The following is a 23344-nucleotide window of genomic DNA, read 5'->3' as shown; positions in this document are numbered from 1 at the left end:
GGGCCGCTTTCCTCACCGTCGGCCACCGGGCGGAGCGCGCACCCCCGCGGGCAGGGTGACGGCGGTCAGCAGCAGCCCGCGCGCGGCGGTCCACCGCCCGTCGAGCACCGCACGGGGCTGTCCGCCCAGCACGAGCCCCGGCACCGCGAGCCGGGCCCGGAAGGAGCCGTCGACGGGGTCGAGGGTGATCGCCGCGTCCTCGAAGCCGAGCCGCACGCCGGTCGCCGGGAACGTCGTCTTGTACACCGCTTCCTTGGCGCTGAACAGCAGCCGGTCCCACGCGATCGACGGACGCGCCCGCAGCAGCAGCCGTATGTGTGCCCGTTCACCGGGCAGGGCGATCGCCTCCAGGAGGCCGTCGGTGAGCGGTTCGGCGGGCTCGGCGTCGATACCGAGGGCCACGACGTCGCGCCGCCGGGCGAGCGCGGCGCCCCGGTATCCCGGGCAGTGCGTCATGCTGCCGACGACGCCGGCCGGCCACCGCGGGGCCCCGTCGGGCCGGGGCGGCAACGGGACGGCCGTACCGCCGAGCTGCGTCAGCGCGCGGCGGGCGCACAGTCGTACGGTGGTGAACTCGCGTCTGCGTTCCGGCACGGCCCGCGCCACATGGGCGGCCTCTCCGGCCAGGAGACGCGCGTACGGCGGGTCCCCGAACTCCTCGGCGAAGACGACGGGTGGCGGCAGCAGCGGCGCGAGGAGGGCCCTCGCGGTCATTCCGGCAGCAGGGCCGGGTGGCGCCAGGCGAGGGCGGTGTACCGCTCGGCGCGCGTCGCGGCGCTCTCCTCCAGCTCCCCGGAGTACGAGCCGAGCCGCCCGGTGAAAATGCCGATCGCGGCGTCGAGTGCGACATTGACGCTTATTGCGGAAGGCACCTCAGTGGTGACGTTATCGGATGACTGAGCGGACATGATGACCCCTCCCTTTCCGGCCACGAAACTTCCCTTGTAAAAAAGGTAGAAGTTCCGGCCGTCCGGGGGATCCCCTAGCCCACCCCTGCATTTCGTGCGACTGACTCCATCATCGGCCCCATTACAGGGCCGGGAATTCCGCTCGGACCGCCGCCACTTCAGGCCAGCTGAGGGTGACGGCCGAGAAGGCGCGGCTCCTGGTTGAGGATGGCGCGCTCCAGCTCCTGGAGGTCCCGCGTCGGGTCGAGGCCGTGGACGTCGACGAGCGCCTGCCGGGTGCGGCGGTACGCGGCGAGCGCCTCGGTCTGCTGACCGCAGCGGTACAGGGCGAGCATGAGCTGGTGGCACAGCCGTTCCCGGGTGGGTGAGGCGGCGGCCGCCTGCTCGAGGTCGGCGACGAGTTCGCGGTGTCGGCCCAGTTCCAGTCCGGCGGCCGCCCAGTCCTCGTAGACGGTGAGCCGCTCCCGTTCGAGCTGGGCGAAGGAGGGCCAGCCGATGCCGACCTCGGCGAGGTCGACGAGGACGGAGTCCCGCCACAGGCCGAGCGCCTGGGTGAGGGAGTCGACGGCCACGTCCGGGAAGCCGGCGGCGAGTTCGGCGCGTCCGGTGGCGGCGAGCCGGCGGAAGCGGAAGGCGTCGACGGTTTCGGTGTCGAGGTGCAGCTGGTAGCCGTGCGGAGCGGTGACCAGGCGGACGCCACGGCTGTCGGCGCCGGCCTGGTCGAGGAGCCTGCGGATGCCCGAGACGCCGTTCTGCACCATCTTCCGTGACGTCATGGGCGCGTCGTCGCCCCACAGGGCCGCGATGAGGCGGCTGGTGGCGACGACCTTGTTCGGGTTGAGCAGGAGGTAGCCAAAGGTGGCCCGCTGCACTACGCCGCCCAGCGGCAGAGCCCGGTCGGTGACGACTTCGAGCGGGCCAAGCAGGTTGAACTGCATCTTTCCCCCCACGCGTTTGACAGTCCGAGTTGCTACCCCTATCAAACAAACCGACCGCACTGTTTGTCAAGCGATTAGCGAGCTTCGACTCAACGGTCACGGCGGAGCCAAAAGGACCACGAATCCTGCTCCATCCGGACTCCTGTGCCCCGAAACACCTGGATAGAAGCGGACAAAGCTCGCCATCCAGAGATCCACGCCCAGCCGTTTCCGAACTCTTACGAAACCAGCATGCCTGTTTTTTTGCGAGGAAGGAAACCCAATGTTCACCTGTCGCCACGCCCGGACGGCACGAAGTGGTGCCGTGCCGCCGCGCCCACGACCCGCGGCAGCACGAGCGCCCAGAAGCGGGCCAGCACGGACCGCTCCAGCCAACCGGCGTCACTCTCCCCCAGGGCCTCCAGACCGGCCGCCATGGCCACCACGACGGCCGCTACCTCGTGGGGCGACTCGTCAGTCAGGAGAGAGCCCTCCTTGCCCGCACGCGTCAGCGTGTCCTCGACCCACTTCTGCCAGGCACGCCAGAGGTCCGGCGCGGACCCGGACCCCTCACCCTGGCCGCTGAGCCGGAACCCGGCGCGCAGCACCACATCCCGCCCGAGCCCCTGGACGAGCTCGTGGCTGGCGTCGATGAGCAGTTGCACGGCGCGCACCTCGCGGGGGCGGGTGATCCAGCGCAGCCGCCCCTCCGCCGCCACGACCACCGCGTCGAGGAGGGCCGCCTTGTTGGGGAAGTGGAAGTGCAGCGCGCCGTTGCTGACCCCGGCCCTGGCGCTGATGGTCGCCAGTGAGGCCGACGCCGGGCCGTCCTGGTCGAACAGTTCAGCCGCGGCTTTGATGAGGGCATTGCGCGTCCGAATCGCGCGTTCCTGCATGGCCATGAGGCTCCGTCGCTCTCTAGGGGGTCGCCACTACGAGGTCGGCGCATGGTTCGGCCACCTCGCTCCCCCGCCGGAGATCAGCCTAACAAACCGGCGCAGCGGTTTGTAGGGTTGGGGGTGCGCCCAGGAGGAAAACGGCCTGAAGGCGCACATGGGGTCCGCGCCCCACAGGACGCGGACCCCATGTGCGTACGACTGCGTACGACTACGCCGACTGCGCATGACTGCGTGCGACCTGCGCACCGGTCGCCGGCGGACTACGACCGCAGCAGCACAGGCAGCCTGCCGTAGCCGTTCAGCAGGAACGTCGGCAGCGGGCGCAGTTCCTCCACGGGGCAGCCCAGCGCCAGGCCGGGAAAGCGCTCGAACAGCGACCGGAAGGCCGCGGTCGCCTCCAGCATCGCCAGCGGGGCGCCGAGGCAGCGGTGCACTCCATGACCGAAACCGAGGACGTCACGGTCGGTGCGGAGCACGTCGAAGCGAGCGGCATCCTCCCCGTGCCGCTCGGTCTCCCGTCCGCCCGCCGCGAAGGAGACGAGGATGGGGTCCCCGCGCTCGATCCGTACGCCGTCCAGATCGATGTCCTCCACCGCGAAGCGCATCGGCGAGTAGGAGGCGGGACTGTGCACCCGCATGGTCTCGGCGACCACGTCGCCCCAGCCGGCCCGGCCCTCCCGTAGGTGCGCCACCTGCTCGGGGTCGGTCAGGAGCGCGCCCACCCCGTTGACGATGAGTGTCGAGGTGGTGTCCTGGCCGGCCGCGATCATCAGGAAGAGGGTGCCGAGGAGTTCGTTCTCCGTGAGGCGGTCCCCGTCGTCGCGGGCCGCTATCAGGGAGGAGGTCAGGTCGTCGCCCGGGTTCTGCCGCTTGTCCGCCACCAGTTCCGCCAGGAGCCGGAACGCGGTGACGCGGGCCTCCTCGATGGCCTGTGCCGAGGCGCTGGAGGAGAACACCATGCGCAGTGCGGCGCAGAGTTCGTCGCGCATCGCGCCGTCGGCGACGCCGAACAGCTCGCAGACGACCCGCAGGGGCAGCAACTCGGCGTAGGAGGAGCGGAGTTCGACGGGTTCACCGGCGGCTCCGGCGGCCAGCGCGTCCAGCAGCGAGGAGGAGATCTCCTCGATGCGGGGCTTCAGGCTGGCGGTGCGCCGCGCGGTGAAGGCGCCCGCGACCAGCCTTCTCAGCCGGGCGTGTTCGGCCCCGTAGGCGAAGAGCATGTTCTCGTTGGCGACCCAGGGGAACAGCGGCCAGTCGGGGGTGATCCGTCCCTCGACGAAGGCGGGCCAGTGGCGCCGGGCGTCCTTGGAGACCCGGGGGTCGACCAGCAGCCGCTCGACGCAGCTCTGCCGTACGACCGCCCAGGCCCTTATGCCGCCCGGCAGTTCGACCTCTACGGCCGGGCCCCGCTCGTGCAGCAGGGCGGTCTCGGCCGCGATGTCCCGCCCGGTCACATCCAGTACGTGCGCACCGGAAATCACCTGCATCAGCATGTACTCCGTTCGGTAGTCGTTGCGTTCCGTCCCCCTGCGCACGCACGCCCACCGAGGAGCGCGAGGAACCCGGCGGGCTCCTCCCTCGTGGTGACGGATCGTCACCGGGCGGTTCTCGTCACACCGTCGCGGTGGCCGCCAGCTCCTCGCGTTGCCGGAGCGCGGCCTCGTACACCCGCTCCGCCCGGTCCGGGGCGAAGTCCAGCCTCACCAGCACGCCGGGTACGGCGATGGCGGACATGAGGCTGCGCATGAGGTCCGACACCCGCTCCACCATGTCCGCGTGGCCGGTCAGTATTCTTGACAGCACCTGCATCCCGGTGAACGAACCGGTGAACAGGGTGGCCGTCGAGACGATGTCGACGTGCGCCAGCAGCTCACCGGCCGCCTTCGCCCGGGTGAGGACTTCGAGGTTGTGGTCGATCCAGGCCTGCATGGGCACGCCGCGGTCCAGGCCGTCGTGCGGGATGCCCTGCTCGACGGTGAGCCGGACACTGCCGCGCACCATCGGGTCGCCGACGCGCAGGAGATGGGCGAACAGGAGCGCCTCGTCCAGGCTCTGCTGGAGGAAGAGTTCCTGCGGCGGCACCGGCGGCAGGGCTGCCACCTGGCCGGCCAGCACTTCCTGGGCGAGCTCCTCCTTGGAGGCGAAGTGGAAGTACAGGGCTCCCTTGGTCACTCCGCACTTCTTGAGGACGCCGGAGATCGTCGCCGCCTCGTAGCCGACCTCGTCGAACAGCTCGGCCGCTGCCAGGACGATCTTGTTGCGGGTCCGGATGGCCCGATCCTGCTGTGCCACTGCATGCCTCCGTGCCCTCTTCGAGTCGATCAGACCGAGGGGTTGGTGTTCCTGTCGCCTTCCGGAGTGATCGGTCGGCGACCAGCCGCCTGCCCCGGGTCGTTCGCGGACATGACGGATCGAACCGATCAGCTCACACGTTCGCAAGAATAAAACCATCACCCCGGTTTTACAAGGGCTTGAAAACCAAACCGTTTGGTCCGTAGGTTTCCTCCAGCGCCACCACAACACCGTCGGGCACGGCACTCATATTGGGGGAAATCAGGTGTTCCGCCCTGTCAAAGAACCGTTTTGGTACGCCCAGGGGACTGTTTCAGAGCACACCGAGGGGTCTCTTCCGCCCTCGCCTGTGGTCCCTCCGGTCGGGGAAAGCGTCGTCGACGAGCTCACCGGCCTGCTCTTCGAGGGTGACGAGCGCGAGCTCGTCCACGACAACTGGCGTCACCTCGTCGGCGGTGCGGGCTTCGCCCACCAGCCGGGTCTCACACCGCGCGAACGCGCCGAGCTCTCGTACCGGAGGCTGCATCTGGTGAACGAGGCCGCGGCCGGCGCCGAGGCCCTCGTCTACGACACACGCCGGCTGACCGCCCTGCACGAGTGGATCGGCTTCGTGGACGGCGGACTGTGCACCGTCGCCAGCATCCACTACAACCTCTTCCTGGGCAGTCTGCTGGATCACGACGGCTACCAGCGCGACCTGTCCGCCTTCACCTCCATGCGGCGTACCGGGGTGTTCCTGTGCACCGAGCTGGAGCACGGAAACGACGTGGCCGCCCTGCGGACGGTCGCGGTCCTCGACCGGGAGACGGGCGGGTTCATCCTGCACACGCCCGCCCCGGGCGCCCAGAAGTTCATGCCCAACACCAGTCTCACCGGCGGCCCGAAGACCGCCGTCGTCGCCGCCCGCCTCCTGGTCGAGGGCGAGGACCAGGGCATCTTCCTCTTCCTCACTCCGCTCAGCGACGAGAACGGCCACCTCCCCGGCGTCCGGGTCCGCCGGCTTCCAGACCGGACGGGCACCCCGGTCGACCACTGTCTGACCTCCTTCGACCAGGTACGCCTGCCCCGTGAGGCCATGCTGGAGGCGAGTCACGGACGGCTGGACGAGAACGGCAGGCTCGTCAGCACCCTCGGCAACCGCCGCAAGCGGTTCCTGCGCTCCGTCGGCCGCGTCACCGTGGGCAAGCTCTGCATGAGCGCTGGCACCCTCGGCATGGCGCGGGCCGCCCTGACGATCGCCGTGCGCTACGCCCACCACCGGCACATCAGCGGAACCAAGGCCGGCCAGCGCGTCCCGCTGACCGCCCACCGCAGTCACCACGCCCGGCTGCTGCACTCACTGGCGACCGCCTACGCCATGACCTTCCTGCACCGCTCCGCGGTCGACCAGTGGGTCGCCCACGACAAAACCGACCGCGACGAACGCGAGCGGCTGGAACGGCTGATCGCCGTCGCCAAGGGGTGGATCACCTGGCAGGCCCGGGAGATCACCATCGAGTGCCGTGAGCGGTGCGGTGCCCAGGGTCTGTTTCCCGTGAACGGCCTGGCCGACCTGCCGCTCAACGTGGAGGGCGGGATCACCGCCGAGGGCGACAACCTGGTGATCTGGCTCAAGGCCGCGTCCGAGATGGTCTTCGGCCATGACTCGGGCCTGGCCGAGCCGGTCCTGCCCGTCGGCCGGGACCTCAACGACCTGGACTTCCTGCGGGATCTGCTGGCCTCCGCCGAGGGCATCTGGCAGAAGCGGGCCCGCACGGCGCTGCGCGGCGGCCCGTCCGGCGACCCGCTGGGCCGCTGGAACGAGACCTCCGGCGCGGCCCTCGAGATGGTCTCCGTGCACGTCCGTCTGCAGGCGGTCGACGCCCTGCGCGCCGCCGCCGCCCGTACCAGGAACGCCCGGGCCCGGTTCCTGCTGGAGAACATGTGCCGCCTGTTCCTCCTCGACCAGCTCCGCGAGCACACCGGTGACCTCATAGCCGCCGGCCTGATGTCCCCGGAGCACGTGACGTCCCTGCACCGCACCACGGAGTCGGTCGTCGCCGACCTGGCCCCCCACCTGATGACCCTGGTGGACGCCTTCCACATCCCCGAGGAGTACCTGTCCCGGGTCCCGATCGCGAACGCGGACTACGCGGACCACCCCCTCGCGAGCCCCACGGCGACCTGAGACACCGCCCCGCCCGCCCCGGACCGGCGACCGTTCACACGCCGGTCCGGGGCGGCGGCACGGTCAGCTACTCGCAGGACTCCCGCCTCGGTGGCCACGGCGTCGGCGAGCAACCGGTCCAGATGCGGGCGCAGCCGGTCGACCAGGACGAACACGACGGGCGAGCCGGTGAGCACGGCCATCGCGCCGGCGCCCCAGTGTCGGTGCCTGGTCCAGAACCACTGGCCCAGGAACATCACCACGGGGGCGGTGACCGGCAGTTGCGGCTCTCCGAGCAACGCCAGAACGGCCCACGCCAGAGCGCACACCGCCGAGCACCCCACCATCATCCGGGCGGCCTCGCCCCACCCCACAGGCCGTGCCCCGCGCACCACGCCACCCTCGCCTCCTCGCGCCATCCCCAGGCCCCCGTCAGATCGTCCGGTCCTGGTGCAGCGGACCTAGCGGATCTAGCGGATCTGTGGTGTCGGAGTCGGTGTCCTGGACGGCAGGGGCGCCGAGGAAGGGTTCCTTGCCGGCCCGCGGTAGCCGGACCGGGTCGGCGGTATGGATCGTGATCGGATCGCCCGCCAGGTCTGTCGTGACGAGGACCAGTTCGCCACCGTCGTAGGGGACGCCGAACAGGACCGCTTCGTGCAACTGCGTGTAGACGGGGAATTCCTCCTCGTCCTCGACTTCGTCCTCGTCCTCGTCTTCGATGCCGTCCACCGGCTCGTCGTCCTCGGGGAACGCGACCGCGCAGAAGCAGGTGAAGAGCCCGGTGCGGCCAGACGTGTCGTCCGCCGCGTAGACCCAGGTGCGGCCGTCGAGGTCCGTACGCTCCAGCACGCACAGGGCAGGCACCGGTCCCCGACGCAACGCCACGAAACGACGGCGGACGAGGACACCCACCGCGAGCAGGGAGAGCGCGGGCAGGCCGGCGGCCAGCGCCAGCGCCTGCCGATCGAAGGCGTCGTACGGCTCGGCCACCAGACGCCGCCACGAGCCGTCCTCCAGCACGGTCACCGTGCTGCCGACGCCGTAGTCCTCCGGGAAGAACGCGTCGACGGTGACAAGCCGCTCACCGACGGTGCGGACCTGCACCGTCTCCTCTCCGCGGCTGATCACCTTCGCCGTGATGTGCACGGCCCGGGCGGCGTGGTGCTCGTCGGCGCGGATGCCTCTCAGCCCCCACAGGACCGCACCGCCGGCCACAGCACACAGGACAAGACCGGCGGCGATCGGAAGCCGCCCTCGCGCGAGCGGACCGACGACCTTCGGCAGCCGGTGCCGAACCCCAGCGGCCCGCTCGGTGATCCGCCGCTGCCTGGACCGGGCGGCCAACCGCTCCCAGGCCCCGCCCCAGCCGAGGACCAGAGCCACGATCACGGCGACGTTCGCGACCTGGGACATCCGGTCGTCGCCGCCCGGCAGCTCTCGCCACGCCACCATGGCCGCCAGAGCAGGCGCTGCGACCAGCGTGAGCTCCGGAAGCCGGACGAGCCAGTACAACAGCCCGACGGCCAGGCCCACTTGCACCATGCCGGCCCAGTCCGGACCGCAGGGCGCCGCATCACTGCACGGCGGCACCGGTTCCACCGCGATCGCCCATACGACGGTGACCAGCAACGCCGGCACGGACCACATGGGCCGCGCCCAGGACGCCGGGCCGGCCTGGGCCCACTGGGCGGCGTCGGAGGACGACCAGGCGGGCGTACCCGCCGGAACGGATCCCGACGGTATCGGGACGGGGGTTTCGGACACGCGAGGATTATGCGGCACGAGCCCGATGCCGCCCACTGCCTGGCACCCGTCCCACGGAAGAGGGCCCCGACCAGGCCATAAGCCCGGTCAGAGCCCAGCCGGGAGACGAGTCGGCCGGGTCGGGGGTGGCACCGACGCCCTTGTCGGCGCCGGTGACCAGCGCGATACGGCCGTGGGCCGTGGAGCACTTACAGCCTCTGCCCCTGTCGTGACCGATCGATGCCGTGATCCGGGTCCGGTCGCGGCCGGGTTCCGGCCGGGCTGGCCAGACCGAGACGTGTGAGGAACTGCTGCAGCGTGAAGGCCGCCATGCCGAGGGCCACAGCGTTGCCCGGGACTCGGGACGGTTCCACGGTGAGGCCCGGCAGTGAACCGGGCATGACGTGGTGGGGGAGTTCGTCACGCAGAGCGGGTACGAGCCACTCGGCCAGGGCATCGGAGGTCCAGCCGGTGAGGGTGACGCTGGGGATGTTGAGCAGGTTGACCAGGTCACCGAGGGCCGCGGCAAGGTAGCGCGAGGTACGGCGGGCCAGGCCCGTCAGCGCCGGATCGCCCGCGGCGAGGCCGTCGGCGACCGCCTCGACGAAGTCACGTTGGCGTGACTGGCGCAGCGTGGGATGTTCCGGGTCGATCTCGGCGAGCGTCGTCCGCAGACCAGGGGCGCCGAGATACGCCTCGACGCAACCGCGCCTACCGCAACGGCACTGCCGGCCGTCCAACTCGAGGAGCGTGTGGCCCCATTCGCCGGCGTTGTTGGTGGTGCCGCGCAGCAGTGAACCGTCGATGGCGATGCCGGCACCGACCCCGGTGCCGAGGTTGACGACGGCCATGCTGTCCACGACGCTCCCGACGCCGAACCACATTTCGGACAGGATCACCGCCTTGAGCGGATTGTCGACGTACACCGGGACCGGGAGGACCTTCTCCAGCATCTTCTCGATGTGGACGTCATGCCAGTCCCAGTTCGGCGCGAAGACCGAGACACCGGTGTCGGGATGGACGTGCCCCGGCATGCTGACGCCGACGCCGATGATGCGCTCGCGCTCGGTTCCGCCGTCCTCGACGGCCGACTCGATCACACGGAGGATCCCGTCGACGACGTAGTCCGGGTCGTTCTCGTGCTCGTCGAGCGCGGCCTCTCCGTGGCCGAGCGCACCGAGCGCGAGGTCGTACACCGTGGCGTCGACGTAGGTCTCGGCCACGTCGACGCCGACGATGCGGCCGCGGTCGGGATCGATGGTCAGCCGCTCCTGCGGCCGTCCCCCGGTGTTGCGCTCCACCGCGGCGATGTGCAGCACGCCTCCGGACAGGAACTCGGTGACCAGTGTCGCCACGGTCGCCGGGCTGAGTCCGGTGTGCCGGGCGAGTTCCTGGCGGGTGGACGGCCCGAGTTCGAACAAAGCGTGCAGAACCTCGAAGCGGTTCTCGCTGCGAAGATCACGGGCTGTGTGCCGCGCCACCGTTCTCCTTCAGCCGTCAGGAGACTCCAGCCGCAGCGTACGGAGCTCCGGATTGCCCGGTCCGGCGGTTCCCCGCAACAGCAGGGTCAGTCCGGACCATCCCGATGGGATCCAGAGTACGTTCGAATCTCCGCCCGAGAAGGCCGGTCGGTCGCCGACCCAGACCCGGCCCACGCACTCGCCGGCGGCCCATCCGGTCACCCTGATCTGTGATCCCTCCAGCCGCACCAGGAAGCCGTCGTCGGACGGCGACAGATCGACGTCGATCCACGTCTCCTCCCCCGGTTCCAAGGCCAGCGGCAGCTGGACGTCCTGCGCGGGGCCGGCCCCGGCGGCGAAACCGGTCAGCAGGTCGTCGTCCTGTACGGCGCACGACCAGTCCGTCACCGGTTCAAGACTGAGCAGCTCGGCACGGAGGCCGCCGCCACTGGGGTGGTGCGGCATCGTGACCGAGATCCGATGGGTTCCGGCGGGCAGCAGGACCCAGGGGTTTTCGGCGTGGACGGTACGCGGCTCGCCGTTGTCCACACTCACGCGCACCGGCTCGACCACGCCCAGCAGGCGCAGCGCCGACGCGGTGGCCGACCTGATGTCGCGCGTACAGGTGACGGGGAGGCCGACGCGGGTGCTGCTCCAGCCGCCGAGCCCGCGCAGGGGCGCCGGCCCGCCCGCCCACCGGCCGCGCACCGACCACAGGGCCGACACATCCGCCACGCCCCGGACCGTCCACAGCGTGCCGAGTCCGCGCAGTGCGCCGAGATGTCGTGACTGTCGGTCGGCTCACTTGACCCCCGCGCTTCCGCCGCTGATGTCCATTTCGTACAGGTACCGCTGGCCGAGGTAGTAGACGGCGATCATCGGGAGGGTGAGCAGGATCGAACCGACCATCACCAGGTTCCACGGCGGCGGCTGGCCGGCCACGGCGGTGGTGGTGATGTACTGCACGCCCAGCGCCAGCGGCATCTTCGACTCGTCGTTGAGGTAGATCAGCGGCCCCATGAAGTCACCCCAGGTGTACGTCAGGGTGAAGATGCCGATCGCGATCAGCACGGGCCACAGCATCGGGAGCATGATGCGCCGGTAGATGCCGAAGAACCCGAGCCCGTCCACCATGGCCGCCTCGTCGAGCTCGCCGGGCAGGCGGGAGACGAACTGGCGTACCAGGAAGACGTTGAAGGCGTTGGAGAAGAAGTTCGGCACGATCAGCGGCCAGTAGGTGTTCACCCAGCCCAGGTCCTTGAACAGGATGAACTGGGGAATCATCGTGATCTGCGTCGGGATCATCATCGTCGCGATGACGATCAGGAACATCACGTTCTTCCCGGGGGCCCGCAGGCGGGCGAACGCGTAGCCGACCAGACCGCTGGACACCATCTGGCCGATGACCGAACCGACCGAGATGACCAGCGAGTTCACCAGGAACCGGCCCATCGGCAGATCGGTGCCGAACACCTTGGTGAAGTTCTCCCACTGGAACTCGTGCGGGAAGATCGTGAACGTGTTGGTGGTCACGGTGTGGTCGCTCGACAACGCGATCGACACGGCGAACACCAACGGCGTCGAGAGGATCGCCGACACGACGATCAGGGTCGCGTAGGTGAACGGCGTCGCCCGGAACACCCGCAGCACACGGGGCGCCTCGCTCGCTCGCTTCTCGTCGTCCCGGCGCTTCTCGCCCTGCTGTCGCGGCGCAGGGGTGGATACGAGGGTCGCCATCACTTCACCTCGGTCTCGTAGAACACCCAGCGGCGGGTGGTGCGGAAGGCCAGCAGGGTGAACACCAGGATCACGGCGAACAGGAGCCACGAGATCGCCGAGGCGTAGCCCATGTGGTAGTAGGAGAAGGCCTGGTCGAAGAGGTACGGCACCGTCGTCTGGCTCGCGTTGTAGGTTCCGGGCTGGGACGCCTTCGGGGTGAGGATGTACACCTGTGAGAAGACCTGGAACGCCGCGATCAGCCCCATCACCAGGTTGAAGAAGATCACCGGTGTCAGCTGCGGCACCGTGATGCTCCAGAACTGCCGCACCGGTCCCGCGCCGTCGATCTCGGCCGCCTCGTACAGCTCCCGCGGAATGCCCTTCATGGCCGCGAGCAGCAGGACGGTCGCACTGCCGGCGCTCCACACCGACAACAGGATCAGCGCGTACTTCACCCAGCTCGGGTCCAGCAGCCACTGCGGCCCGGAGATACCGACCCAGCCGAGCACGTCGTTGAACGGACCCGACGGTGCGAGCACCACCCGGAAGGCCAGCGACGCGGCGACCAGGGGCACCAGCGTCGGCAGGTAGACCAGGGTGCGGAACAGTTTGCGGCCACGGACCTGCTTGTTGAGCAGGTTGGCCAGCCACAGCCCGACCAGCAGCCCCAGCGGAACGGATACGGCCGCGTAGTGGAAGGTGTTCCCGAGGGCCTTCCAGAACACGGGATCCTCGGTCAGCAGCTTGACGTAGTTGTCCAGACCGACCCACTCGGGCGGGGTGAAGGAGTCCCAGTCCGTCATCGAGAGGTAGATCGACGAGATCATCGGCCCGAGCAGGAACGCGAGGAAGCCGATCACCCACGGCGAGACGAACAGGTAGAACCAGAGCGCCTCACGGCGCCGCATCCGCGACATCGCCATCGTCGGTCATCCCGCTGACTTGACGATGGACTCGAGGCTCTTCTGGAGCGCGGTGAGCGCCTTCTTGGCGCTCTTCTCCTTGCCGAGCCAGAAGTCGGCCAGCTCCGTGTCGATCGCCGCCTGCATCTCGTTCCACTCGGGAATGAACGGCGCCTTGAAGAGGAACTCACTGGACTCGGCGAACACACCCATGTTCACCGGGGTCTTCATCCAGGCCGGCTTGAGGAACGCCTCGCTCTTCTGCACCTCGAGGTTGGCCGGCACGTCCTGACCGGTGGCGATGATCTGCTGCTGGGCCTCGGGCGAGGTGAGGAAGTCGATCGCCTTGAAGGCGTTGTTCGGGTTCTTCGCGGTACGGGAGATGGCGAGGCCGCTGCCGAAGGAGGCCACCGCCTGCTTCTCGCCCCGCCACATCGGCGCGATGTCCCACTCGAACTTGGTGTCCGTGAGGCCGGCGATGGCCCAGAACCCGGTGGCGTTGACCGCGACCGTGCCGTTGGCGAAGGCCTGGTCGCCGCCGACGTCCGTACCCATGTCGGCGTACTGCGCCTTCGTGGGCACCACACCGTGCTTGAAGGTCAGGTCGCCCGCCCACTGCAGCGCCTCGACGACCTCGTCACTGTCCGCCGTCGGCCTGCCGTCCGCGTCGATGATCGCGCCGCCGTTCTGATACGCGAAGCTCCACCACTGGGGCCACCAGCTCGCGCCGCCGTAGCCCCAGGTCTTGCCCCTGCTCGTCGTCTCCTTGAAGGCGTCGAGGGTGTCGTCCCAAGTCCAGTCGGCCGTCGGGGCCTTGATGCCCTTCGACTCGAACAGGGTCTTGTTGTAGTAGACGATCATCGCGCCGGAACGGTCCGGTATCGCGTACACCTTGTCCTGGTACGAGTAGAGCGACCCGATCGCCCCGAACCGCTGCGCCGGGTCCAGCCCCGCGCCCTTGGCGAGGTCGTCGAGCGGCAGGAGCTGGTTCTTGCTCGAGTAGACGTTGGCGTTCTCCGCGACCTGCATGATGTCCGGGCCCTTGCCGCCCGCGATCATCGTCTGCACCTTCTGCGGGTACGAATCCGACGGGATCAGCTGGAGCTTCACCTTCAGGTCGGGGTACTTCTTCACCAGCAGGTCGATGCGCTTCTGGTAGGCGGCCCGGTCGGTCTCGCCACCCCATACCGTCATCACCAGGGGGTCGTCGCCCGAGCCGCTGCCGGACCCACACGCCGTGAGCGTGATGACGCCCGCCGCGACTCCCAGCCCCAGAAAACCCCGACGCGAAAACTGTGCCCTGTCAAGCGTCATGGCACTGCCCTTCCTAGAAGTGTGCACACGCCCTGGAGGTCGCCCGGATGATCAGACCGGACTTCGAATGGCGGTTAAACTAACCCTCGTTTTAAGCCAGCGACAAGACCCTGTTTCCCACAGGTTTCTGCCGCCACCCCAGTCGCACGCCGCCGCAAAAGCGGTCATCCTCGGGGTCCTCGCAGGTGGGGTACCGGTGCGGGTATCGAATATGGGGCTACGGCTGTGGGCCGCGCAGGACCACAGATCCACCGGGTGTGGCCGTTTGCGGCGCGCTACCGCTGCCCGTCCGCCTCCCTGGCCCACTGCCGTACGGGCCGCGCGTCCGGCGCCATGGGGTGCAGGAAGGGCCGGCGCGGATCGGCCTCCGCCCAGGGGACGAGGGCGCCGACGGGCGTCCCGGGTCCGGGCAGATGCGGCGCCAGGCGCCGGTAGACCACTCCCGCGTGCGCGGGCCGGTCACCCTGCTTCTTCTCCAGCAGCTCCAGGACCAGCGTCTCCACCGCTTCCGGGAGATCCGGGCGGACGGTGCGCAGCGGCTCGGGCGCCGCCTCGGTATGCGTACTCGGCACCATCAGCGGGGACTCGTGCTCGAACACCGGTTTCCCCGTCAGCATTTCGTGCAGCAGGCAACCCAGGGCGTACAGATCGGTCCGCCGGTCGACGGGTGCGCCCATGACCTGCTCGGGTGCCATGTACTGCCAGCTGCCGAGCCGCTCGCCGGTCGTGGTGAGCTTCTTGGTGTCCGCGTCGAGGATGGCGGCAACCCCGAAGTCGAGCACCTTGACGACGCCGTCGGTGCGGATGCGCACGTTGCCGGGCTTGAGGTCCCGGTGGACGACACCCCTGGTGTGGGCGGCCGCCAGCGCCGAGCAGATCTGCACGCCGACGGACGCGGTCTCCTCCAGGGTGAGCTGTCTCCGTTCCGCGATGTAGTCGCCCAAATCCAGCCCTTGGATTGGGGCGCAGGGCCCCTCGGACCTTGGGTGGCCAAGCGCGTAGCAGAACTGGCATACACAAGCTACGACATGGCCGACTACGCCCGTGTTCTCGGCGAGGAGGGCGCTCCTTATCGCTGGGACGAGCAGCGCCGGGAAGTGCTCCGTGCCGAGCTGGACGCAGCGTTCTTCCACCTCTACGGCCTTGACCGCGACGATGTGGACTACGTCATGGAGACATTCCCCATCATCAAGCGCGAGGACATCGCCGCCCACGGCACCTACCGCACCAAGGACCTCATCCTCGACATCTACGACCGCATGGCCGAAGCCCAGCGCACCGGCACCCCCTACCAGACCCTCCTCGACCCACCTCCCGGCCAGGGCCCTCGCCACGCGGCGCGGTGACCCGAAGCAGCACCGCCTCGCAGCCGCCCGACACGCCAAAGGGACGAACCTGATGCGGTACGACGAAGGGACCGATCACCGCAGCATCCAGACCGCGGTGATCGGCAGCGCGACCTCCGACCTGCCCATCGTCCTGCCGCCGGACTACCACGACCTGCGAGACCGACGACAAGTGGCAAGACCTCAAATCACTCCGCCCCGCAGCATCCCCGGCCGTCCCAGACACCCGACCGGCACCGACCGGCACCGACCAAGGCCCCGTCCAGGCGCCTTCTCACCGAGGCACAAGTCTTGACATCCTCCCCCTCTTAGAAGAGGGGGATTCCAACCCATTCGGGTTGAGGTTCACGGACGCTCGACCGCTGGTTGGGCGGTGTCGTCCCTCCGGCACCGGCTGTTCGCCGGGGGCGGGGGATCCCGCCCTGTCCTGCCGCGATGTTGATACTGGCGTTGGTGTCGGCGTTGCAGGTGAAGCCGCAGGAGGAACAGACGAACTCGGCTTGGCTCTTGCGCGAGTTCTTGTCGATCCAACCGCAGGCACTGCACCGCAGAGAGGTGTAGGGGGCGGGAACGTCTTCGACCCGGCCGGGGGCTTTGTGCCCGGTGCGCTGCCGGAGCAGGCCCCAGCCCTGGGCGAGGATCGACCGGTTCAGGCCGGACTTCTGCGCCACGTTCTTGCCGGGCCGCTCCACGGTTCCCTTCGCGGAGCGGGTCATCGTCTTGATGTTCAGCTTCTCGAACCGGACAAGGTCATAGCAGCGGGCGAGCATGGTGCTGGTCTTCTCGCACCAGTCCTTGCGCCGGTTCGCCTCCCGCGCCTTGAGTCTGGCGGCCTTGGCGTACTCGGCGGTCTTGGCCTTGCTGCCCTTGGGGGCGCGAGCAGCCCGCCGCTGGTGCTTGCGGATCTGCGCCCGCTCGCGGGTGGTGAGCTGGGGACAGTTCAGCTTCCGTCCGTCGGAGAGAGCGGCGGTGACGGTGACACCCCGGTCGATGCCGATCACCTCGCCCGTGCCCGGCCCCTCGGCCGGGTCGGGGATGACGGCGAACGCGATGTGCCACTGCCCGTTGCGGAAGGTGACCCGGAACGTCTTCGCGTCGGGCAGCTTCGCACCTTTGCCCCGGGCGCTGAGTCGGAAGCGGACCCAGCCGCAGCCGGGCACCCTGACCTGCGCCCACCGCCGGTTCAGCTTCTGTACGACCACCGACCGGCCCATGACCTGCCTGCCGGTCTTCACGTTCAGCTTCGGCGACCCGTCCGCCTGGTATTCCGGCACGCGGTCGGTACCGATGACCCGGAAGCCCTCGTGCACATGCTTCCTGCGCCAGGTCGGCTCACCGAACCCGGACGTGAACCTGGCGTTCTTGGCCTGGGCGAAGTCCTTCAACGCCTGCTGCTGCACGTCCGCGTTCCCCGAGCCCAGCCACTCGTTCTCCCGCCGGGCTTCGGTGAGCTGACGGCACTGCTCCACGAAACCGGGCGCGCTCTTACGCCACCGGCGCCAGTGCGCATGCTGCTCGACAGCGAGATTCCACACGTACCGGGCGTGCGCGCAGTGCGTGAGCATCTGCTCGGCCTGCGCGCGCGACGGGTACATCCGGAAACGTGACATGCCACGAACCTAGTGCTGTGACCGGGAACGTTCGCCGGGGTCAGCTCGATCAGTCCGATCGTGCTGCTTCCCACCTCCATGAGGTTTGGCGAGGGAGGCCGTCGAGTTCTCCGCGGCCGGTGCACCAGAGGAGTACCTGGATGGGGTCTCCGGGCGGGGCGGCGGGGAAGAGCCGGTTGAGTACTGCTGCGCTCAGCGGTGCTGGTGGCAGCCAGTCCACGGACAGTCCCTGCGTGATGTCGTAGGTGTGCAGCAGGGTTTCGGCGACGCCCATCGCCGCGAACCCTTCGGGGTCACACGGGCCCCAGTGCCAGGCCCTCAGGGTCGGGTTGGCTGTGGCCAGGGCGCTGCTGAGCAGTCCGCCGCAGGCGGTGACGGCCTGGAGTACTTCGGCCGGCGAGGCAGTGGGGCGAACGTTCAGGTCGATGGGAAGGTAGGCGCCGACGGGCTGTGCTGCCAGCTGCCCTGCGTAGGCCAGCAGGTCGTGGCCGATGTGGGCTGCTGTTTGCCAGCAGGTCCATTCGAGCGGCCCCGCCGGCACTGTCCAGTCCTCGGCGGTATGGAGGCCAAGCACCCGCAGCATCTCTGCCACGGCGGCGTCGACGTCCTGATGGTCCATGCAGAGCTCCTCGCGGTCCGTGTTGTGGGAGTGGGCTGTGCCGGTTGTCGATCCTTCACGCCGCCGGGCATCTGGCACGTCCGCCCCAGCGGATGCCTTTCTCGCTGCGGATGCGGGCACGCTCTCGGCGTTGTGCGGCGAGCACGTCAGGGTGGCGGGTGTTGGCGTCGCGCCAGCGCAGGTAGCGGTGCAGGGCCCGGGTCTGCGCGGGATGGCTGCGATGGTGGGAGTTGGCCAGGGTGAACTGCCGCAGCGGTCCGAAGTGGGCCTCGATCGGGTTGGCCCAGGAGGCATAGGTCGGGGTGAAGCACAGCTCGACCTTGTTTCTTCGCCCAGCGGCGAATCGTCGCGCCGGTGTGGGCGGAGAGGTTGTCCAAGATGATGTAGATCGGGGCGCCGTCGGGTCGGGCGGCGCGGATCGACTTGAGCGCCGCCAGGGTGTTGGCAGTGCCCTTGCAACGGCGGTTGACGCCCCAGAGGCGGTCGTCGCCCACGGAGTAGCAGCCGTGGAAGTAGGTGACGCCGTGGGTGCGGCGGTAGGTCGCCGGCAGCCGGTCGGGCTTGCCTTGCTTCGCCCAGCAGGATCCCGCGGTGGGCCGGATCCCCAAGGGCCCGAACTCGTCGAACGCGAAGACCCGGTCCGGGAAGCGGTCCAGCACCTGCTCGATCCGGTCGAGCTTGGAGTCGCGATCAGGGTCGGGCGACTCCTTCCAGGTCTTGGTGCGCTGGAAGGTGATGCCGTGGCGCCGGAGCAGGCACCGTAAGGCTTCCCGGCCGATGCGGACGACACGTCCGTGCACTTTCCGCAGGTAGGCGGCGAGTTTCCGGATCGACCAGCGGGTGAAGGGCTGACCGAGCCTGGTGGGGCGAGTGGTGGCCGTCCGGATGACGAAGTCCTCGTCGTCAGGGGTGAGCAGGCGGGGACGGCCTCCCGCCCACTGAGGGTCCAGGCAGGCCAGGCCGATCGCGTTGAAGCGGTGGATCACATCGCGCACGGTGTCCTCGTCCGCCTGGACCAGCTGGGCGATCACCGGCACACGGTTCCCGCCCGCCGAGGCCAGCAGCATCATCCCGCGCCGGTAGCGCACCGAACTGGTGCTGCCCCGGCGCACGATCTGCTGCAGCTTCTGCCCCTCTTGGTCGGTCAGTCTGCGTACACGGACAGGCTCAGCCACCGCGCCTCCAGCGGTCGAATGGACGTCACCGCACATCCAACCGTCGCGACCACCAACCCGGCGAACCTACGCGGTCACAGCACTAGACACCCCGTTCCCCTCCCGCGCACGACTTCGATCAACATCACCCGTGAGAGTGACCGGCACGCTCTTGCCTTCCAGGACGCCCCGCCCACCGGGCCCTCAACCCGCCACCACGAACGGCTCCAGGTCGGCCTCACCACCGTCTCTCCCGAGACGCCGAATCGCCCTGACGGCGATTCGGCTTTCCCCTGCCCGGCAAGCAAGGTGGAAGCGGACCGGGCAACCCTTCACGCCGGAGGCCCAAGTGAGGCTGCTGGTTGCCGTCGACGCACCACGCGAGCCGGGCAAACCGGTACTCACCACGATCGTCCAGGGCATCGATGACGGGCCAGTCCATCACTTCGGTGACGTCCTGACCGGCCTGGGCTGGTCTCCCGGCATGTCCCGCACGATGGTCGAGGCCATCCACAAACGCGAGCTGGCACGGGCATACGCCCCCCACCGCCTGGACTGAACTCCTGGATCAGCGCTCGACGGTGTACCGCACGAACGCTGACCACTCCTCGCCCCGGAAGACCAGCTGCGCTCGGTCGGGAGCCTTGGAGTCCCGGACGTGCACGACACCTGGGATGGTGGCGACTTCGACGCACTCGCCACCCTCGTTGCCGCTGTAGCTGCTCTTGAACCAGGCGAGTCGCACGGGTTCCGCAGTACTCATCGTTCTCCCAGCATCTCTTCCATCAGGTCCAGCGACTCCCTCGGCGTGAGCGCCTGGGCCCTGATGCTCCCGTAGCGTGCGGCCAGGATACGGACTTCCTCGGAGTCCGTCGCCAGACGGCTACTGTTCTGGGCCTCCGTATACCCGAGCTGCGGCTTCCCTTTGGGAGTCAGCAGGATGAACGAGCCGCCCATACCGGCGTGCTCGGCTCGGTCCATGGGCATCACCTGGAGTTCCAGACTGCGGAGTCGGCCAAGCCGGAGCAACTGCTCAAGCTGCTCCTTGTGCACTTCCGGCCCTCCGATGGGCCGCCGAAGAGCCGCCTCCTCCATGACGGCGGTCACCATGGGCGGAGGCCAGCGGGTCAGGATCTCCTGACGTCCCAGCCGTGCAGCCACGCGCTGCTCAATGGTGTCCTCGTCCAACAGGGGTTTGCGCATCTCATACAGGGCCCGCGCCCGTCGTTCGGTCTGCAACAGACCAGGAATGTCGTGGTTGTTGTAGAAGTTGATCTCAACGGCATCCGCCTCCAACCGCGCATAGTCCCTGAACCAAGCCGGATGCCGTACCCGTGCCTTCGCCTTGGCCTTCTCCACATCCTCGATCGTCGCCTTCAACAGACCGCCCGCACCCAGCAGTTCGTCTGACGCCTCCAGCAACTCCCGCTGCGGTGTGCGCCGCCCCCGCTCCACCGACGAGATCAGATCCTCCCCGTACCCGAGCCGGTCCCCCAACTCGCGCTGGGTGAGACCGGCCCGCTCCCGCAACACCCTGATCTGCTTGCCGACCGCCCGGAAGAGGTCGCTGCTCTGCTCTCCGTCGTCCTGCGGGTCCCGTTCTTCCCGTGACCCCCCTGACCCCCGCACTTCCGTCGACACCGGCCGCTCCGACATCTGACCACCGCCCCGTCCGATTCCGTACGCCGTCCCGGGATACGTCCGACACCCGTACGGGCAACCGTCCGTACCGGTATACGCACCCTCCGTACCGTTCCCTGGTCAGGGTAGAACGCAACGAACACGCCGAGTGACCGAGTTCGCAGATATCCGGGTCTTCGAACTTGAGCGGTGCGCCCCTGTTGGTCGGCATCCGCCCCCAGGGCCCTCGTAAGCCGGGGATGTGACACTCCCGCGGAAACTGTCACATCCTCGCGGCTTACCAGTCGGCGCCCGGCGTCCGCGCACCGCTCAACTTCGAGACCCAGATATCCACCCGCACGCGAGGCCTGCCAACTCCGGGCGCATCGAACGGAATCAACCACAGGAGCGGCCACTGCCCGCCGACTCGTGGCTACGAGGGCTACGAGGCAGCCCTCAACTCCTTCAGGAAGGCGTGCAGGAGATTGGCGTCTTCCGCCGGGCGTGATTCTCCGACCTTTTCGTAGCCCCAGTGCTGCCAGATGGAATAAGCAGGCTGCTGGGGAGGTGAGCAGAACAACGAAGCCCGCGCTTCGCTTCTACCGTCGATGAACTCCCGATACAGACGCGAGCCGATCCCGGCACCTCGGGACCTCTTCGCCACCACGAAGTCGATGATCGCCACGGTCCTCTCCCCTGTCTCGACGGTGAGAGACTCCGGCAGTTGCCCCACGAGGTCGGACCACCACGAGGTTCCAGCCGGCAGAGAGCAGCCGTAGATGAACCCGACCAGGCCATCGGAATCCCTCGCGACCACGGCCTCGAAGCGGGGAGCGTTGAGGTAGTCCCCGGTGAGCCTGCCCTTGAATCTTTCTCCGCTGTAAAAGTCGGTACCCTTCAAAGGAGGGTCGACAAAATCACTGGCATACAGTTCACTGAATTCATCGATATCCTCCCTCACACCGTCCGGAGAGAGACGCGCCAAGGAAATACCAGGCATCCGCGCAACCAACCTTTCCACCTGCACGAGAATCACGAAAGCGCAGCTTATCATCCACCTGACGGTGCATCAAGATCCCAGCATAGGGGGAAACGTTGCCGCAGCCGTTTCCGAACAGAATTCTTCGATATTCTCCGCCAGTTGCCTCTTCTCGGTGGAGCCGTTGAACCTGTTGTGCCGCAGGTCGGGCAGTAAAGACTTCAGGCTTACGACAAACCATTCCTGTCGCATTCTGGGCGGAAGATTCAGTACTTCCTGGAGAGCGGACGCCGCACCGGAGACCTCGCCGGAGAGAAGGTGGGCCCGTGCCAGGTCGATCTTCGCCGACGCCTCGTTTCCGAAGGCACGCTGGTCGTGCGGACTGTTCTCGTAGAGGTCGAGACAGTGGGATGCGGTGGTGACCGCGTCCTCGAACCTTTCGAGCTGGATCATCGTCATGGTCGCGATCTGTGCCTGTTTGGCGGGCGGGTAGGCGAACATCCCGCCGATCTGCTCGAAAAGCTCGTCCGTGCCGTTGACGCGGTCCCTGTTCTCCTGCGCGCTGCGAAGACTCTCCAGCGAATCGTCCCGCTCCCCGATACAGGCGTGGAAGAGAGCCGACGCATTGTCGTACTGCAAGCGGGCTACGGGGGCCCTGGACCATTGCTCGGCGGACTGCACCAGGTCCAGCGCACGCTTTGGCCGTCCCGACCAGTAGGCCAGCGACGCCTGCATGGTTCTCGCCCAGAAGCGCAGGCCGTTGTGGCCGATGATCTCGCCGTAGGTGAGGCCCGCCTGACACTGCTCCAGTGCCGCCCGTGGCTGTCCCGCACTCATGCTGGTGTCCGCGAGCAGATTGCACAGGATGCCGGCCAGGAAATAGAGCTGCGAGGACTCTCGTGGGTGCTGCTTGCGTTCCAGGAGTCGGTACACCCGGTTACGGAGAAGAATCGTGTCGTCGAAAAGGTCCAACGAGTTGACGTGAAGGTGCTCCTGCGCGATTCTCCTCACCTCCATGTCGAGATCGGCGAGCGTCATACCTCCTACCTCCGTAACTTCCGCTCGCTCCGCGTGTTTGAGCGATTCCTTTGCCGTCGAGGAGATCAGGGCCTCGAAGTCGGGTGAACCCCGGCTGGCCGATGTGATGTTCGGTGAACGTTCCTCCGTACGAACCGGCAGTCTGGCTTGCTGTGTTTCCATACCGAAGGTGATGAGATTCTGTTGGGACATGCTCTGCATGTCCAACAGGTCCACCAGGTCACGCACTCCGGCGTCGAGCACTTTCGCGAGCGTCGCGAGTACATGGGCGGGAGGCTGGTTCCCCCGTATGGGCCAGGCCTCGTAATCGGCGATCCGCTTGCCGGACATGGCCGCGTTGGCGTCGCCCAGGGCCGCGTTGTAGAGGTGGGCGAGTTCCTCCTGGGTGAGGCCGGCCGCATGACGCCAGGCCTGCCTCGGGCGGAAGCCCCACCGTCTGCCCATCTCCTCCGCGATCTCCCCGCGGGTGCAGCCCCGGCCGCTCATCTCCCTGCGCAGTGCTTCACGGTCGGACTTGTTGCCCGAGCCCGCCTGTACACCCACGGGCATGCACCTCCGTTTGTCCGGGTTCCGCGGGAGGTTTCACCGGAGTTTCCGAATTTCCGCTGGTCAGCGGCGGGGGAACTGCGGGAGAAAACCCCTGACCGCAGCTAACGACCCCGCGCGCCGCTTGCTGAA

At 68.3% G+C, this 23344-nt stretch carries 23 protein-coding genes and 1 pseudogene; 3 read left to right on the top strand and 21 right to left on the bottom strand.

From position 1 onward, the window contains the following. Window positions 1–12 precede the first annotated feature (12 nt). From AQJ91_RS00120 to AQJ91_RS00095, 6 genes are all read right to left on the bottom strand, one after another. A complete protein-coding gene (locus AQJ91_RS00120) occupies window positions 13–714 on the bottom strand; it encodes a 4'-phosphopantetheinyl transferase family protein (protein WP_067014317.1) in 702 nt (233 codons plus the stop codon). Next, window positions 711–872, bottom strand: coding sequence for a hypothetical protein (locus tag AQJ91_RS00115; protein WP_159054461.1), 162 nt, complete (start codon window positions 870–872; stop codon window positions 711–713). The genes AQJ91_RS00120 and AQJ91_RS00115 overlap by 4 nt, the downstream gene beginning before the upstream one ends. Before the next feature lie 194 nt (window positions 873–1066). Then, on the bottom strand, window positions 1067–1846 hold the full coding sequence (locus tag AQJ91_RS00110; RefSeq protein WP_067014311.1) for an AfsR/SARP family transcriptional regulator: 780 nt from the start codon (window positions 1844–1846) through the stop codon (window positions 1067–1069). Window positions 1847–2112: 266 nt separating this feature from the next. Then, entirely contained in the window at window positions 2113–2727 is a 615-nt protein-coding gene (locus AQJ91_RS00105; RefSeq protein ID WP_067014308.1) for a ScbR family autoregulator-binding transcription factor, read from the bottom strand. Between the two features lie 257 nt (window positions 2728–2984). Continuing rightward, window positions 2985–4211 (bottom strand): cytochrome P450 family protein, encoded by a 1227-nt coding sequence (locus tag AQJ91_RS00100; RefSeq protein WP_067015982.1) that lies wholly within the window; start codon window positions 4209–4211, stop codon window positions 2985–2987. Between the two features lie 124 nt (window positions 4212–4335). Further along, a complete protein-coding gene (locus tag AQJ91_RS00095; RefSeq protein ID WP_067014305.1) occupies window positions 4336–5016 on the bottom strand; it encodes a ScbR family autoregulator-binding transcription factor in 681 nt (226 codons plus the stop codon). 349 nt (window positions 5017–5365) lie between these two features. Between AQJ91_RS00095 and AQJ91_RS00090 the strand changes: the two genes are divergently transcribed. After that, window positions 5366–7183 carry an acyl-CoA dehydrogenase family protein gene (locus AQJ91_RS00090; RefSeq protein ID WP_067014302.1) on the top strand — a complete coding sequence of 606 codons (1818 nt, stop codon included), beginning with the start codon at window positions 5366–5368 and terminating at the stop codon, window positions 7181–7183. Here the strand turns inward: AQJ91_RS00090 and AQJ91_RS00085 are convergent. From AQJ91_RS00085 to AQJ91_RS00050, 8 genes are all read right to left on the bottom strand, one after another. After that, window positions 7144–7557 carry a hypothetical protein gene (locus tag AQJ91_RS00085; RefSeq protein ID WP_159054460.1) on the bottom strand — a complete coding sequence of 138 codons (414 nt, stop codon included), beginning with the start codon at window positions 7555–7557 and terminating at the stop codon, window positions 7144–7146. The two genes, AQJ91_RS00090 and AQJ91_RS00085, sit on opposite strands and share 40 nt — an antisense overlap. A 37-nt stretch (window positions 7558–7594) precedes the next feature. Then, window positions 7595–8926: a hypothetical protein gene (locus AQJ91_RS00080; RefSeq protein ID WP_067014297.1), complete on the bottom strand. Its 1332-nt coding sequence runs from the start codon at window positions 8924–8926 to the stop codon at window positions 7595–7597. A gap of 188 nt (window positions 8927–9114) precedes the next feature. Further along, window positions 9115–10386, bottom strand: coding sequence for an ROK family transcriptional regulator (locus tag AQJ91_RS00075; RefSeq protein WP_067014293.1), 1272 nt, complete (start codon window positions 10384–10386; stop codon window positions 9115–9117). Between the two features lie 9 nt (window positions 10387–10395). Continuing rightward, a complete protein-coding gene (locus tag AQJ91_RS00070; RefSeq protein WP_067014290.1) occupies window positions 10396–11100 on the bottom strand; it encodes a hypothetical protein in 705 nt (234 codons plus the stop codon). A gap of 66 nt (window positions 11101–11166) precedes the next feature. Beyond that, window positions 11167–12102, bottom strand: coding sequence for a carbohydrate ABC transporter permease (locus tag AQJ91_RS00065; RefSeq protein ID WP_079084595.1), 936 nt, complete (start codon window positions 12100–12102; stop codon window positions 11167–11169). Then, window positions 12102–13007, bottom strand: coding sequence for a carbohydrate ABC transporter permease (locus tag AQJ91_RS00060; RefSeq protein WP_079084594.1), 906 nt, complete (start codon window positions 13005–13007; stop codon window positions 12102–12104). Before AQJ91_RS00060 ends, AQJ91_RS00065 begins: the two co-directional genes overlap by 1 nt. A 6-nt stretch (window positions 13008–13013) precedes the next feature. After that, window positions 13014–14300 (bottom strand): ABC transporter substrate-binding protein, encoded by a 1287-nt coding sequence (locus AQJ91_RS00055; RefSeq protein ID WP_067014287.1) that lies wholly within the window; start codon window positions 14298–14300, stop codon window positions 13014–13016. Between the two features lie 275 nt (window positions 14301–14575). Then, window positions 14576–15244 (bottom strand): serine/threonine-protein kinase, encoded by a 669-nt coding sequence (locus AQJ91_RS00050; RefSeq protein WP_067014284.1) that lies wholly within the window; start codon window positions 15242–15244, stop codon window positions 14576–14578. A gap of 84 nt (window positions 15245–15328) precedes the next feature. Between AQJ91_RS00050 and AQJ91_RS51690 the strand changes: the two genes are divergently transcribed. Continuing rightward, window positions 15329–15646 (top strand): hypothetical protein, encoded by a 318-nt coding sequence (locus tag AQJ91_RS51690; RefSeq protein WP_199847832.1) that lies wholly within the window; start codon window positions 15329–15331, stop codon window positions 15644–15646. Between the two features lie 308 nt (window positions 15647–15954). On the opposite strand, the gene AQJ91_RS00040 is transcribed toward AQJ91_RS51690, so the two are convergent. The 3 genes and pseudogenes from AQJ91_RS00040 to AQJ91_RS00030 form a co-directional block, all read right to left on the bottom strand. Beyond that, entirely contained in the window at window positions 15955–17256 is a 1302-nt protein-coding gene (locus AQJ91_RS00040) for an RNA-guided endonuclease InsQ/TnpB family protein (RefSeq protein WP_067014278.1), read from the bottom strand. 49 nt (window positions 17257–17305) lie between these two features. After that, a complete protein-coding gene (locus tag AQJ91_RS00035; RefSeq protein WP_067014274.1) occupies window positions 17306–17875 on the bottom strand; it encodes a maleylpyruvate isomerase N-terminal domain-containing protein in 570 nt (189 codons plus the stop codon). A 55-nt stretch (window positions 17876–17930) separates the two neighbouring features. Next, a pseudogene (locus AQJ91_RS00030) lies at window positions 17931–19050 on the bottom strand (IS630 family transposase). Window positions 19051–19378: 328 nt separating this feature from the next. Between AQJ91_RS00030 and AQJ91_RS00025 the strand changes: the two are divergent. Then, window positions 19379–19588, top strand: a complete 210-nt coding sequence (locus AQJ91_RS00025) for a hypothetical protein (RefSeq protein WP_067014271.1) — start codon at window positions 19379–19381, stop codon at window positions 19586–19588. Window positions 19589–19597: 9 nt separating this feature from the next. Here AQJ91_RS00025 and AQJ91_RS00020 read toward each other — a convergent pair whose 3' ends face one another. From AQJ91_RS00020 to AQJ91_RS00005, 4 genes are all read right to left on the bottom strand, one after another. Beyond that, the gene (locus tag AQJ91_RS00020) at window positions 19598–19792 is read right to left on the bottom strand and encodes a DUF397 domain-containing protein (RefSeq protein WP_067014269.1); all 195 of its coding nucleotides are present in this window, start codon (window positions 19790–19792) and stop codon (window positions 19598–19600) included. After that, complete coding sequence (locus tag AQJ91_RS00015) at window positions 19789–20685, bottom strand: helix-turn-helix domain-containing protein (RefSeq protein WP_067014266.1); 897 nt, start codon at window positions 20683–20685, stop codon at window positions 19789–19791. The genes AQJ91_RS00020 and AQJ91_RS00015 overlap by 4 nt, the downstream gene beginning before the upstream one ends. A gap of 406 nt (window positions 20686–21091) precedes the next feature. Further along, a complete protein-coding gene (locus AQJ91_RS00010; protein WP_159054459.1) occupies window positions 21092–21685 on the bottom strand; it encodes a GNAT family N-acetyltransferase in 594 nt (197 codons plus the stop codon). Between the two features lie 33 nt (window positions 21686–21718). After that, window positions 21719–23209 (bottom strand): helix-turn-helix domain-containing protein, encoded by a 1491-nt coding sequence (locus AQJ91_RS00005; protein WP_159054458.1) that lies wholly within the window; start codon window positions 23207–23209, stop codon window positions 21719–21721. Window positions 23210–23344: the final 135 nt, after the last annotated feature.

Origin of the sequence: Streptomyces dysideae (assembly GCF_001514305.1) — a bacterium.
Taxonomy (GTDB): Bacteria; Actinomycetota; Actinomycetes; order Streptomycetales; family Streptomycetaceae; genus Streptomyces; species Streptomyces dysideae.
The sequence above is the reverse complement of the archived record's forward strand: the minus strand, read 5'-3'. Positions and strand labels throughout refer to the sequence as shown.